This window comes from Asanoa sp. WMMD1127, from assembly GCF_029626225.1.
Taxonomy (GTDB): Bacteria; Actinomycetota; Actinomycetes; order Mycobacteriales; family Micromonosporaceae; genus Asanoa.
Window position 1 is genome coordinate 1,402,847 of record NZ_JARUBP010000001.1, and the last position, 13,728, is coordinate 1,416,574.

Below are 13,728 nucleotides of genomic sequence, written 5' to 3' on the forward strand. Positions count from 1 at the left end.
CAGACCCCGAACCCCGGCGCAGGGAGCGTGACGATGAGCGAGACCTTGGCGAACTTGCTACAGGAGAATCGACGTTTCGAACCACCGGCCGCGCTCGCCGAGGCAGCCAATGTCAAGGCGGACGCCTACGCGGAGGCCGACAGCGACCGGCTGGCCTACTGGGCCACGCAGGCGAAGCGGCTCCACTGGGCCAAGGAGTGGGACCAGGTCCTCGACTGGACGAACCCGCCGTTCGCGAAGTGGTTCGTCGGCGGCGAGCTCAACGTGGCCTACAACTGCCTCGACCGGCACGTGGCGGCCGGCAACGGCGACAAGGTCGCGATCCACTGGGAGGGCGAGCCGGGCGACACCCGTACCCTCACCTATTCCGACCTGCACAAGCTGACCTGCCAGGCGGCCAACGCGCTGACCGACCTCGGCGTCACGGCCGGCGACCGGGTCGCGATCTACCTGCCGATGATCCCCGAGGCCGCGGTGGCGATGCTGGCCTGTGCCCGGATCGGCGCCACCCACAGCGTGGTGTTCGGCGGCTTCTCGGCCGACGCGCTGTCGGGCCGCATCCAGGACGCCAGCGCCAAGGTGGTGATCACCGCCGACGGCGGCTACCGGCGCGGCAAGCCGTCGGGGCTCAAGACGATCGTCGACGAGGCGGTCGCGCAGTGCCCGACGATCGAGCACGTGCTGGTCGTCCGCCGCACCGAGCAGGACGTGGCCTGGGGCGACAAGGACCTGTGGTGGCACGAGACCGTCGAGACGGCCAGTGCCGAGCACGAGGCGCAGCCGTTCGACGCCGAGCACCCGCTGTTCATCCTCTACACCAGCGGCACGACGGCCAAGCCCAAGGGCATCCTGCACACGTCGGGCGGCTACCTGACGCAGGCCTCGTACACCCATCATGCGGTGTTCGACCTGAAGCCGGAGACCGACGTCTACTGGTGCACGGCCGACATCGGCTGGGTGACCGGCCACTCCTACATCGTCTACGGGCCGCTCTCCAACGGCGCGACCCAGGTGATGTACGAGGGCACGCCGGACACTCCCCACAAAGGACGGTTCTGGGACATCGTCGACAAGTACGGCGTAACCATCCTTTACACGGCCCCGACGTTGATCCGCACGATGATGAAGTGGGGCGACGAGTTCCCGGCAGCGGCGAACCTGTCGTCACTGCGCGTGCTCGGCTCGGTCGGTGAGCCGATCAACCCCGAGGCCTGGATGTGGTACCGCAAGAACATCGGCCACGACAACACCCCCGTCGTCGACACGTGGTGGCAGACGGAGACCGGCGCCATCATGATCTCCCCGTTGCCGGGCGACACCGCGGCCAAGCCGGGCAGCGCGATGCGGCCGTTGCCGGGCATCAGCGCAGACGTGGTCGACGACGAGGGCAAGACCGTGCCCAACGGCGGTGGCGGTTTCCTCGTGCTGCGCGAGCCGTGGCCGTCGATGCTGCGCACCATCTGGGGCGACGACCAGCGCTTCATCGACACCTACTGGAGCCGGTTCGAGGGCATGTACTTCGCCGGCGACGGCGCCAAGAAGGACTCCGACGGTGACCTGTGGCTGCTGGGCCGGGTTGACGACGTGATGCTGGTGTCGGGCCACAACATCTCCACCACCGAGGTCGAGTCGGCGCTGGTGTCGCACCCGTCGGTGGCCGAGGCCGCGGTGGTCGGCGCGACCGACCCCACCACCGGCCAGGCGATCGTCGCGTTCACGATCCCGCGCGGCTCGGTCGACAGCTCGGGCGAGGCCGGCGAGGCGCTGATCAAGGAACTGCGCGACCACGTGGCGAAGACGCTCGGCCCGATCGCCAAGCCGCGGCAGATCATGCTCGTACCCGAACTGCCCAAGACCCGGTCCGGAAAGATCATGCGGCGGCTGTTGCGGGACGTGGCCGAGCACCGGTCGCTCGGCGATGTGACCACATTGCAAGATTCGACGGTGATGGATCTCATTTCGGACGGCATGAAAACGTCCAAATCAGACGACGACTAGTCATTAGTACCAGTTGGCGGCGGGCGAACCCGGTTCCGGGTTCGCCCGCTTTCGCATGCTGGTCGCGGGCGTCTATGTGACGGTGAGTGCGCTCGCCGCCAAGATTTTTGAAATAAATCGACGCGCCCCGCTTCCCTCCGGCCTCAGTAATGCTTAGTTTCCTCTTTGGTCCCTCATTAGGGACCAGATCGTCCGTCCCCGTTACCCCCCGAGGACGGCTCCCTCACACCGGAGGTATCCACGTGCGCAAAGTCGCAGTGGGGCTGCTTGGTCTGTCGCTGGCCGCGACGACCAGCTTCGCGCTGAGCGGTGCGGCGCTCGGCCAGTCGCCGTCGGCGGCGGCGAAGGCCCCCACGCTGTCCGAGCCGAACCTGGTCTCGGACGAGCTACCCAACCCGCTCGAGTCGAAGCGTCGCGAGCTTCGCGACAACGCGATTCAGGACGTCATCGCCGGCAAGACCACGCCGCAGATGGTCAACGGCAGCAAGGTCGTCAAGGTGGGCCAGCGTGACCTGAGCCGGGCCGCTCAGCAGCGCAGCGGCAAGGCCAAGGTCGACCAGTACGTCGAACTGCAGCGGGAGAAGACCGACAAGATCTTCGTGGTCCTGGCGGAGTTCGGCAACGAGCGGCACCCGAGCTACCCCGATCAGGACACCGCGCCCAACGTCGCGGGTCCGACGACGTTCGAGGGTCCGCTGCACAACCAGATCCCGGCGCCGAACCGCGCTGTCGACAACTCCACTGTCTGGCAGCCGGACTACAGCCAGGAGCACTACGAGAAGCTCTACTTCGGCACCGGCAAGAACGACGAGTCGCTCAAGCAGTACTACGAGAAGCAGTCCTCGGGCCGTTACACCGTTGACGGTGTGGTGACCGACTGGGTCAAGGTGCCCTACAACGAGGCCCGCTACGGTCGCTCCAACGGCTACCCATGCGGTGGCAACGTCTGCTCCAACACCTGGGCGCTGATCCGCGACGCGGCCAACGCCTGGTACGCCGACCAGCTCGCCAAGGGCCGGCCAGCAGCCGAGGTGAACGCCGATCTGAAGAGCTTCGACGAGTGGGACCGCTACGACCACGACGGCGACGGCAACTTCAACGAGTCAGACGGCTACATCGACCACTTCCAGATCGTCCACGCCGGCGGCGACCAGGCCGACGGTGACCCGCACCAGGGCGAGGACGCCATCTGGAGCCACCGCTGGGCGGCCTTCCAAGGCACCGGCGAGGGTCCGGCCGACTTCCCGATCGGTGGTGCGCAGATCGGCACCAGTGGCGTGTGGATCTACGACTACACGATCCAGCCGGAAAACGGTGGTCGCAGCGTCTTCTACCACGAGTACGCGCACGACCTGGGCCTGCCGGACGACTACGACTCGGCCGGCGACAACGCCAACGAGTACTGGACGTTGATGGCCCAGAGCCGGCTCGGCGCCAAGGGTGAGCCGTTCATCGGCGACCGCGGCGGCGACCTCGGCGCCTGGAACAAGCTGCAGCTCGGCTGGCTGGACTACCACGTTCTCCCGGCCGGTCAGAAGAAGACCATGGAGCTCGGCCCGGAGGAATACAACTCCGACAAGCCACAGGCGCTGGTCGTGCCGCTCGGCCTCAAGGACGTCAGCCACGAGGTGGGCGCCCCGGCCGACGGCAGCTACCAGTGGTGGAGCGGCGACGCGGACGACCTGACGAACTCGGCGGCGCACACGCTGACGCGTCAGGTCGCGCTGCCGGCCGGCACTTCCACGCTGACCTTCAAGGCCCGCTGGGACATCGAGGACTGCGGCCCGGACCCGTGCGACTACGCGTACGTCGAGGTCGACTCGGGCAACGGGGTGTGGACGCCGATCAAGGGCAACATCACCACGGCCACCGAGGCCGAGGGTGGCGCGGGCATCGACGGCATCCAGCAGAACTGGACGGACGCCGTGTTCGACCTGTCGGCGTTCGCCGGCAAGACGATCGGCCTGCGGTTCCGTTACGAGACCGACCCGGCACAGCGCGGCAACGACACCCCGCTCGGCAACACGCTGCCCAACGGTCTCTTCGTCGACAAGGTGACGATCACCAACGGCGCTACCACGGTGTTCGCCGACGGTGACGCGGCCGGCAACATGGGCTGGACGGTGGACGGCTTCCAGAACATCCAGTCGTCGTTCATCACCCAGCACCCGCACTACTACATCGCGGGTTGGCGGACGTACGTCAGCTTCGACAAGTACCTCCAGTACGGCCCGTACTACTTCAACCGGCCGACCGAGGACCGGGTCGACCACTTCCCGTACCAGACCGGTCTGCTGATCTCCTACTGGGACACCTCCCAGTCGGACAACCAGGTCAGCGACCACCCGGGTGAGGGCCTCAACCTGTACATCGACGCCCGTCCCGAAACCCTGTGGCGCCTCGACGGCCAGCCGTGGCGCACCCGGGTCCAGATCTACGACGCGCCGTTCAGCCTCCGCAAGGCCGACTCCTTCACCCTGCACCACGAGGACCAGGCCATGTACGTGCGCGGGCCGGCGGCCAACCCGCTCTTCGACGACACCGACGACTACTTCGACGAGAACCTGCCGAACCACGGCGTCAAGCTGCCGGCAGTCGGAGTGAAGATCAAGGTGCTCGAGGAGAACGGCACCTCGGTCAAGATCAGGGTCTCCTGACCTTCCCGGGTACGCCCTAGCACCGCGCGCCCCCCGCATCACCTCGGTGGTGCGGGGGGCGTTCCCTTTCCGGAACCACCGGTGACGCCGTAGCGTCAAAGGAGGGTGCACGTGAGACGCCGCGCCGCCGCTCTGTTGCTGGTGACCGCTCTGGCGGTGGCCGGGTGTGGCGCGCAGGACCAGAGCGGAGGGAATGCCGCCATGCCGACGCCGACGCCGACGGGCTCAGGGCCGTCGTCCGCGCAGCCGCCGCCCAAGGTCGGGCCGAGCACGCCGAGTGACTACATCCCCGGTGACAAGATCGCCGGCCGGGTGGTCAAGGGCGGCACGGGGCCCTGCTACGCCCTGGTGACCGACGACGGTCGCCGCTACGCCCTCTGGAGCGACCGGGGCCTGCGGCTCGACGAGGGCACCTACATCACGGCCGTGGTGGAGGAGCTCAAGGTGAAGATCTCGTGTGGTGAAGGCATCCACAAGGCACTGGTGTCCTTCAACGGACAGTGACCAGCTGATCTACCCATTGACACCGATCATCTCCCGACGGAGCATTTCCGCAGGAACTCCAACGGGGGAATCATGGATGTCTTCCTGTCCGATGACGCGCGCCTGCTCTACGAACGGTTACTTGCCGGCGAGGTGGGCCACGAGCACAGCGACGCGGTCGACGAGCTTCTCGAGAACGGTCTGGTCCGGCACGAGGGGGCGACCGGCCCGCTGACCGCGGCGCCGCCGGGGATCGCGCTTCGTCGCCTGTTGGCCGGGCGGCAACGCCAACTGCTCGACTCGCTCACCCTGCTCGGCGACCACTACGCCCACCTCGAGCTGCTCGAGAAGCGGTTCCCGGCCGTGCCCAGCGCGGGCGGCGAGACCGAGGTGCTGCGGGGCCCGGCCGAGATAGCCGCGCACTGGCACGAGCTGAGCGCGACCGGAGCACTCTTCACCGTGCGCTCCACGCCGGGGCACTCGCCGGTCGAGCAACGGTGGGCCGCGGCCAGACTGCTGAGCCAACTCGCAACGCCGGCGCGCTTTCGCACCGTCTGCAGCAGTGACGCGCTCGAGCAGCCCGCCGCGCGGGCCGAGGCTGAGCGCCTCGTGCAGTTGGGCAGCCAGCTACGGGTGTTCCCGGCGGTGCCCGGCGAGCTGCTGATGAGCGACGCGGGCGCGCTGCTGCTCGTCGGTGGGTCGCGCTCGCCGGAGCCGGTCGCCATGCTGGTGCGCTCGCCGGGCGTGGTGACCGCGCTGAGGCACTACTTCGACCTGCTGTGGAGCCGCTCGGTGCCCTTTGGGCTGCGGCACGGCGACGCCGACCCGCCGTCGCCGGTGCAGACGCAGGTGCTGCGGCTCGCCGCGGCCGGCCTCAAGGACGAGGCCATCGCCCGCAGTCTGGGTCGCAGCACGCGATGGGTCCGCCGGCATTTCGAGGCATTGGAAGAACGCCTGGGCGCGACCAATCGCTTCACGCTCGGGGTCGCGGCCGCGCGGCGCGGTTGGGTCTGAGCGTCCGCTTCCGGCCAGCGTCCACTCTGCCCTCCCGGTGAGCGGCGGCATTGAACAAAGATCGACTCATCTCGATCAGCTCTGCCACCACCACCACGGAGGCTCCCTTGACGTCTCGTCTGTCCCGACGCCGGTTGTTGACCACCGCCGGCGCCACACTGGTCGCGGTGGGCGGTGCGACAACCCTCGCCCGCACGCCGGCGCTCGCCGTCGAACCCGGTTTCGACAAGGTGCTCTACTGGAACCGCATCCTGCTCAACGCCTACCGGGGCGCCGTCGGCAACCCCGCCGCGTCACCGACGGTGCTCAGCCGGGCCGGCGCGATGATGCACCTGGCCATCTACGACGCGTACAACTCGTTCAGCAGCCTGGGAGCACCGTATCTGGGCCGTTACTCGCGGATCCCCAACTTCAACTACGACCGCAACCAGAACGTCAACTGGGCCGCCTATCGGGTGCTCAAGGCGGTTTTCCCGACCCGGAACTTCGACCAGGCGCTCGCGGACTCCAACGTGTTCCCGCCCATCGGCGAGCCGGGCCCGGAAGGTTACAGCACCAGCATCGGTGAAGACGCCGCGGTGGCCATCCTCAACAACCGGGCCAACGACGGTTCGACCAACACCACGCCCTACACGCCGAGCACCGCCCCGGGGCAGTGGCGACCGACCGGATCGGGCGACGCCAAGACGCCGAACTGGGGCCTGGTGCGACCGTTCTCGCTGACCTCCGGCGCGCAGTTCCGGCCGCCGCTGCCGGGCGGGTTCGCCACCGTCACCGCGATGCTGCAGAGCGCCGCCTACAAGGCGCAGTTCGACGAGGTACGCGACCTCGGGCGCGACGTGGGCTCCACGCGCACGACGGAGCAGACCAACATCGCCTTCTTCTGGGCCAACGATCTCGACGGCACCTACAAGCCGCCGGGTCAGCACTTCCACCACACCGCCCAGATCTCCCAGACGCGCAAGTTGTCGGAGGGGCAGAACGCCAAGCTCTTCGCGCTGCTCGCGATGGGGATGGCCGACGCGGGCATCGCGGCGTGGGACGCCAAATATCAGACGGCGATCGACCTTTGGCGGCCCGAGACGGGCATCCGGGAGGCGGCCGGCGACGGCAACCCCAACACCGCCCCGATCAGCACCTGGAAGCCGCTGTCGGTGATGCGCGACAACGTGACCCGGTTCTCGCCCAACTTCCCCGCGTACATTTCGGGGCACGCCACTTTCGGCGCGGTCTGGGCCGGGATCCTGCGGCGCTACTTCAACAGCGACAGCCTGCCGGAGGTGCTGACCACCGAGGACCCGCACGCGGTCGGGGTGACCCGGGCGCCCGGCACGTTCACCGCCGCGGCGCGGGAGGACGGGCGCAGCCGGATCTATCTCGGCGTGCACTGGCAGTGGGACGCGGACCAGGGCTACAACACCGGCGAGGCGATCGCGAACCAGGTGTTCAACAGCCGCCTGCGCTAAGGGTTTTCGGCGGGCAGCTCGAGCCAGGTCAGCTCATGGTGGCACGGTGGGCCTTCGGCGATCCCGATCCGGCGGTCGTCGAGGTCCATCACCACCGTGTAGACGGTCTCCGAGCGATCGGCGTACGCGTCCAGCTCGTCGACGTGGCGGCAGATCGCATTGGGGTGGCTCTGGTGGTCGCGGAGGATCTCGAGCAGGTCGTCGTCGGTCAGCTTGCCCTGCTCGGCGGCTGCGGTCAGGAGGCGGCGGGCCCGGGCGCCCCGGAACAGGGTGGAGCCGCCGAAGTCGTTGACAGTGTCGCGTACACCCGGCAGCGCGGTTTCCAGGTGGTTGGCGTGGGCCAGCACGCCGCCCTCCGGGTGCAGCCAGCCCGCGACGCCCGGCACGAGCTCGAGGTCGATCAGCTCGCCGCCGGCCGGGCCGGACTGGCCGAGCAGCAGGTTGAGGCTCGCGTTGCGTGGCGCGGGGACGACCTTCTTGAGGGCGCGGCCGAGCGTGTCGGACTCGAGGGCGGCGCGGAGCACCACGTGGTACGGGATGCCCGGGTTGTCGTTACTGGCGCCGTCGCGGTCGGTGCCCAGCATGTTAACGCAGATGCCCAGGCCAGCCGAGTTGAGGCCGGTCTTGGCGAGCATGCCGGCCTCGGTGAGGGCGACGACCCGGTGGCCGCGCTCGTCGGTGGTGCTCAGCAGGACCATCGCGTGGCGCTGGTCGGGGTGCCAGTCCCAGTTCTGGGCGAGCAGGGTGTGGCCGGTGGCGGTGTGGGTGCCGAGCGCGCCGAGCACCGTGCAGGCGCCGGTCGCGCCGTCCGGCGGCGTGCCGTAGATCAACTCGGTGCGGGCGTTGACCGCGTAGAGGTCGCCGGTGGTGACGCCGGCACCCTCGGCGGTGCCGTCGAGCATCTCGGCGATCCGGGGGAAGAGGCGGCGGGTCTGGGCGCGGAAGGTTTCTCCCGCGGCTTCGGTCACGTCGGCGGTCAGGCCCACGGCGCGGAAGCGGCCCGCGTAAAGGTCCAGGTTGGCGGCGATCTGGTCGCGCGCGGCCCGTCCGTACGCGAAGCCAATCTCACCGGGCGTGCCGCTGACGTCGACGTAAGGTACGGGCAGTGTCATGGCCCTGACACTAATCCCTAGGAGTCCCCTCCGGGAGATCTCCGGAGCCGCTCGCGGGCGTCCCTGACCTAGGCTGGCCGGGTGGAACAGGTGGTGGACGAGACAAGTGTCCTGGTCGACGGGCCGTGGACGCACCGGTCGGTGGGGGCCAACGGCAACCGCTTCCACGTCGTGGAGGCCGGCACCGGGCCGCTCGTGCTGTTCCTGCACGGCTTCCCGGAGTTCTGGTGGGCGTGGCACGAGATGCTGCCCGCCGTCGCCGACGCCGGTTTCCGGGCGGTGGCGGTCGACATGCGGGGGTACGGGGCGAGCGACAAGCCACCGCGCGGGTACGACGGGTTCACGATGGCGGCCGACGTCGCCGGGCTGATCCGGGCGCTCGGCGAGCGGCAGGCGACGATCGTCGGCGCCGGGTTCGGCGGGATGGTCGGATGGGCGGCCGCGGCGTTCCACCCCAAGATGGTGCGGCGGTTGGTGGTGCTGGGGGCGGCCCACCCGCTTCGGTTGCGGGCCGCGATCTTCTCGGACCCGCGCGGGCAGTTCAACGCCGCGACGCCGACGCTGCGGTTCCAGATCCCGCGCTACGAGCACGTGCTCGTCCGCGACGAGGCGGCGATGGTCGGCGAGTTCCTGCGGCGGTGGTCGGGGCCTTCGTGGCCGGCGACGCCCGGGTTCGCCGACTATGCGCAGCGGTGCCGCGAGGCGATGCGGATCCCGCAGGCGGCGTTCTGCGCGCTGGAGGGTTACCGGTGGGCGTTCCGGTCAGTGCTGCGGCTGCACGGATATCGGTTCGTCAAGCAGATGCAGACGCCGCTGACGACGCCGACACTTCAGCTGCACGGCGCGCTCGACACCGCGGTGCTGCCACGGACGGCGCAGGGGTCAGGGCGTTACGTCGTCGCGCCGTACGAGTGGCGGTTGTTGGACGGGGTTGGCCACTATCCGCATCTCGAGGCGCCGGATCTGGTGCTGGGCGAGGTGCTGCGGTGGGCGAAGTCCTGATGTGATCGGTGTTGCCGCTGCCGCTGCCGCTGCCGCTGCCGTTGTCGCTAGGCGCGGTGTTCGCGGAGGTCGCTGACCTCGTTGGCCGGGGCCCAGCCCTGGTAGACGCCGAAGTCGAACGCTTCTAAGCCGAGCGCTTCGGCGATGGGGGCGCGACCGCCGGTGTATTCGACGCGCAGCCAGCCGTCGTGTTCGGCGAGGACGATGAACGGCTCGCCCTTCCACATGCACGTCGTGCGCACGTAGGCCAGCTCGTCGACCTCGGCGGTCGGGACGACGCGGACGTGCCGCCCGGCGCGTACCTCGGTGAAGCCGTCACCCGGATCCGGTTGGTAGATGCGGATTTCGTCGCCGGCGGGGCTGGCGTCGTATTCGCGACCCTGCCAGCGGGCCACGTAGCCGTCGCGCATCATTGGCCACCGCCGTCCCTGACCCAGCCCGGGGCGTCTGCGTCCAGGGTGGCGACGACCTGCTCGGTGCCGTCGGGGCGGATCAGCCAGAGCTGCGCCCCGTGGGGTAGTCGAGCACTGTCCACTTTGAACTCGGCGATGACGTCGCTGCCCTCGCCTGGCGCGAAGCCGTTGCCGCGGAAGGGTGCCCGCTCGATGACCCAACCCTCCATGGCCCGCATGGCGTTCTCGTTCTGGCCGCCGTAGGGGATGCGGTAGAGGCTCGGCCGGTAGGCGGGCCAGCGCAGGACGTAGACCTCGGTGGCGTCGGCGCTGAAAGGGCTGTTGGCGTAACCGAGGCCGAGCGCGGTGAAGAGTTGGGCCGGGGTGCGCAGGTGCGCGACCTCGGTGGTGCGGTGCACGAAGCCCGAGACCCGGTCGTAGCCCCGCTCCAGGTAGTAGTCGACCTGACTCGGCGCGATCGTCTTCTGCATCATCGTCGGCATTGCGGGGTCGACCGCCGGTGCCGCGGGCGCAGGGGCCGGGGCCTCTTGAGCGGGCTCGGCCGCGACCGCGGGCTCGTCGTCGCCGGCGCCGAGGCCGAACTCGGCGGCCCAACTCGCCAGCGCCACGATCTGCGCGCCGGGCAGCTTGGCGCCGACGGGGGTGCCCGGGTTGACGGCGAACGACCAGTCTTCCTGCGGCCAACTGTTGATCAGCCTGACGAACTTGACGGTGACGGTGTCCTGGCCCTTGTCGAGATGCTCGGCCATCCGCTCGGCGGACGTGAACACGACGACGTAGCGGTCGCCGTCGATCGTCTCGGTGCGCCAGACGAAGCCGTCGCTGCCGGGTTGCGCGCCCGCCTTGGACTCCGGCGAGACGGGGAGGAGCACCTTCGCGAGCAGCAATGTGGACAGGAAGGTGTCGGTGCTGCCCTCGCCGGCTGCGGTGAGCAGGCTTTCCTCGACGTCGTTGGCGGGTTGGAAGTCCGCCGGAACGGCGCCAGGGGTGAACACGGGCGCTTCCTGCTGCGGCGCGGGCTGGTCCAACCAGGACGGTGCGGCCGTGCCGGTGCTCGGGGTTGGGTCGATCCATCCGCCGGGCTGTGGGGTCGCGACCGGGTTCTCGGCGGTGCTCGCCGAGCTCTGGTGCCAGGCAGCTGGCTGGGTGGCCGGGCTCGCCGCCGTGGGCTGGCCCTCTTCGGCCCAGCGCTCCCCCGCTGTGGGGTTCGGGCTCGGGGCGCGGCCCTCCCACCGAGTTCCGGTGGGCTGCTGGTCCGGCGCTTGCGGCTGGCGGTTGGACCACAGGTCGGTGGCGTGTGATCCGGAAGCGATGGCGGCGGCCCGACCCTTGGCGGGCGCCGCTGCCGCGGGTTCGCTCGTCGTCGGTTTCTGTGCGGCCTCGGGTTGCGGCGTCGCGTCCGCGCTACCGGCCCGTAGTTCGTCGGCCGGGATGGCCTCACCTGGGTCTGACGGGGCGGCCGGCGGTTGCCCAGGAGAGTCGCTTCCGGCGGGCTTGCGCTCCGACCACAGGTCGTCGACGGCGTTCGGCGTTGGGCGATCAGCGGGTCCGCCCGCAGTGCCGGCGGCCGGCGACCATAGGTTGACGGCAGCCGGATCCGTGGCGCTGGAGGTCAGCGGTGGCATGCGCTCGGACCACAGATCGGCACCGGAGTCCGGTTGAGCGGCACGCTCGGCCCCCGGCTCCCGCCCGGACCATAGGTCGGTCGCCCGCGGCGCCGCGCGATCCGCGCTGTCCTGCGCAGCGGCTGCCTGCCACAGGTCGACTCCCCCGTCGGAAGCCGGCCGGTCCTGCGTTGCTCTCGAGTCAGCGGGCCGCGAAGTCGAGCCCGCGTCAGCTGTGGCCCGGTCGATGGGCGAACCCAGCCCGCGCTCGGCCACCGGAGATTCAGCCGCGACGCTTGGGGGCCGCTCCGCCGCCAGGTCCGCGGCCCGAGGGTCTTCACCGTCGACGTTGCGCTGGCCAGACCACAGGTCTGTCGCGCGGGCCGTACCGGTGGCCCGCGTCTCCTCGGCTCCGGCCTTGCGCTCCGACCACAGATCGGTCGCGCGCGACTCCGGCTGGGTGGGCGCGGGTTCGTCGGACCTCGGTGCCGTCGGTGGCTGACCGGACCACAGATCGGTCGCCCGAGGGGTCGCCGGCGCGAGGGGCGTCTGACTCGGGCTCGGCGCTGCTGCCGCCTGGTCAGGTGTGGCCGAGGTAAGACCCGACCCCGCTGCGGACGGCGTCAGACCTTGGCCCGGCGCAGACGGCGAGCCCGACCCGGAGAACAACAGCCCTTCAGTCCCGGTAGGCGAGATCGAGTCCGAGGGCGGGACAGACTGCGCCAAGCCCTGACCCGCCGCGGAGGCCGAGCCCTGACCCGCCGCGGACGCCGAACCCTGACTCGCCGCGCGCGGCGCTGAGCCCTGATCCGCCGCGTGCGGCGCCGAGCCCTGATCCGCCGCGTGCGGCGCCGAGCCCTGATCCGCCGCGGCCTGGCCCGTCGCGGACGGCGCCGAGCCCCGATCCGCCGCGGCCTGGCCCGTTGCGGACGGCGCCGAGCCCTGATCCGCCGCGGCCTGACCCGTCGCGGACGGCGCCGAGCCCTGATCCGCCGCGGCCTGGCCCGTCGCGGGCGGCGCCGACGCCTGGCCAGCCGCGGGCGGCAGCGAGCCGGTGCCTTGGGAAGTCATGCGCGAATCCGCCGCAAGGGCATCGGCACCGAACGTTCCGGACGGCCGCCGACCCGACCAGAGATCGGTCGCGCGCCCGCCGCCGGCATGCGTCGGCTCGGTCCCGCTGGGAGCAGCGGGCGTCCGACTGGCCCATAGGTCTGTGGCCCGCCCACCTGGCTGCCCAGGCGAGCCTGCTTGGGCCCGCCGGGGCGCCGGGTCAGGGGCGCGCTCAGCGCCTGGACCCACCACGGAGCCTGACGCGGGCTGCCGGGCCCCGTCCGCGGCCTCAGCACCGCGATCGGTCCAGAACTGGGCTGCCGCAGACTCGGCAGCCGCCTGCTCACGGATCACCGGCTCCCTGGGGCTGGCCTGATCCGAACGCGACGCATCAGCCGCTCCCGGCCAACCTGACGTCGACGGCCCCGCGCCAAGATCCGACCACCGTTGGGCCGCAGCCGCCGAACGGTCGGGCCAGCCCTGGGCCGGGTCGATGCCTGTGCTGCTGCCAGAGGTATCAGCCTGATGCGCAGGCCAGCCTTGAGCCGATTCGGCGCCGGGACCGTCGGCCTGACGCGCAGGCCAACCCTGAGGGGCATCGGCGCCGAGACCGTCCCCTTGGCGTGGAGACCGACCCTGAGCCGAACCAGCGCCGGGACCCTCCGTCTGACGCGCCGGCCAACCCTGAGCCGAATCAGCGCCGAGACCGTCCCCTCGGCGTGCAGGCCGGCCCTGAGCCGAATCAGAGCCGAGACCGTCCCCTTGGCGCGCAGGCCAGCCCTGAGCCGAATCAGAGCCGAGACCGTCCCCTTGGCGCGCAGGCCAGCCCCGAGCCGAATCAACGCCCGGACTGTCAACCTGGCGGGAGGGCCAGCCCTGCGCCGGCGCTCGGGGTGCGTCGGACGGCGGGACCGTCGGTGGGGCGGGCG

Annotated in this window: 8 protein-coding genes and 1 pseudogene; 6 read left to right on the forward strand and 3 right to left on the reverse strand. The window is 70.4% G+C overall.

The genetic code is table 11. The annotated features are described in order from the left end of the window. Positions 1-33 precede the first annotated feature (33 nt). From acs to O7635_RS06920, 5 genes are all read left to right on the forward strand, one after another. Positions 34-1,998: an acetate--CoA ligase gene (gene acs / locus O7635_RS06900; protein WP_278079575.1), complete on the forward strand. Its 1,965-nt coding sequence runs from the start codon at positions 34-36 to the stop codon at positions 1,996-1,998. A gap of 257 nt (positions 1,999-2,255) precedes the next feature. Then, the gene (locus O7635_RS06905; RefSeq protein ID WP_278085391.1) at positions 2,256-4,655 is read left to right on the forward strand and encodes an immune inhibitor A domain-containing protein; all 2,400 of its coding nucleotides are present in this window, start codon (positions 2,256-2,258) and stop codon (positions 4,653-4,655) included. A 111-nt stretch (positions 4,656-4,766) separates the two neighbouring features. Next, positions 4,767-5,159, forward strand: a complete 393-nt coding sequence (locus O7635_RS06910) for a hypothetical protein (protein ID WP_278079576.1) — start codon at positions 4,767-4,769, stop codon at positions 5,157-5,159. Between the two features lie 72 nt (positions 5,160-5,231). Next, a complete protein-coding gene (locus O7635_RS06915; protein ID WP_278079577.1) occupies positions 5,232-6,152 on the forward strand; it encodes a helix-turn-helix transcriptional regulator in 921 nt (306 codons plus the stop codon). A gap of 107 nt (positions 6,153-6,259) precedes the next feature. Continuing rightward, a complete protein-coding gene (locus tag O7635_RS06920) occupies positions 6,260-7,618 on the forward strand; it encodes a vanadium-dependent haloperoxidase (protein ID WP_278079578.1) in 1,359 nt (452 codons plus the stop codon). Here the strand turns inward: O7635_RS06920 and O7635_RS06925 are convergent. Beyond that, complete coding sequence (locus O7635_RS06925; RefSeq protein WP_278079579.1) at positions 7,615-8,730, reverse strand: C45 family peptidase; 1,116 nt, start codon at positions 8,728-8,730, stop codon at positions 7,615-7,617. The genes O7635_RS06920 and O7635_RS06925 overlap by 4 nt on opposite strands. Positions 8,731-8,811: 81 nt before the next feature. On the opposite strand from O7635_RS06925, the gene O7635_RS06930 reads away from it, so the two are divergent. Beyond that, positions 8,812-9,732: an alpha/beta hydrolase gene (locus tag O7635_RS06930; RefSeq protein ID WP_278079580.1), complete on the forward strand. Its 921-nt coding sequence runs from the start codon at positions 8,812-8,814 to the stop codon at positions 9,730-9,732. Positions 9,733-9,779: 47 nt separating this feature from the next. Here the strand turns inward: O7635_RS06930 and O7635_RS06935 are convergent, their stop codons facing one another. Together O7635_RS06935 and O7635_RS06940 are read right to left on the reverse strand one after the other, a co-directional pair. Then, positions 9,780-10,145: a hypothetical protein gene (locus tag O7635_RS06935; RefSeq protein WP_278079581.1), complete on the reverse strand. Its 366-nt coding sequence runs from the start codon at positions 10,143-10,145 to the stop codon at positions 9,780-9,782. After that, positions 10,142-11,113 (reverse strand): annotated as a pseudogene (locus tag O7635_RS06940) (SseB family protein); the annotation flags it as partial. The pseudogene O7635_RS06940 and the gene O7635_RS06935, both read right to left, overlap by 4 nt. Between the last annotated feature and the right edge of the window lie 2,615 nt (positions 11,114-13,728).

Excerpts from the sequence above, each read along its gene's own strand:
- O7635_RS06925 (WP_278079579.1), bottom strand. The coding sequence starts at position 8,730 with ATGACACTGCCCGTACCTTACGTCGACGTCAGCGGCACGCCCGGTGAG.
- acs (WP_278079575.1), top strand. The coding sequence starts at position 34 with ATGAGCGAGACCTTGGCGAACTTGCTACAGGAGAATCGACGTTTCGAA.
- O7635_RS06935 (WP_278079581.1), bottom strand. The coding sequence starts at position 10,145 with ATGATGCGCGACGGCTACGTGGCCCGCTGGCAGGGTCGCGAATACGAC.
- O7635_RS06915 (WP_278079577.1), top strand. The coding sequence starts at position 5,232 with ATGGATGTCTTCCTGTCCGATGACGCGCGCCTGCTCTACGAACGGTTA.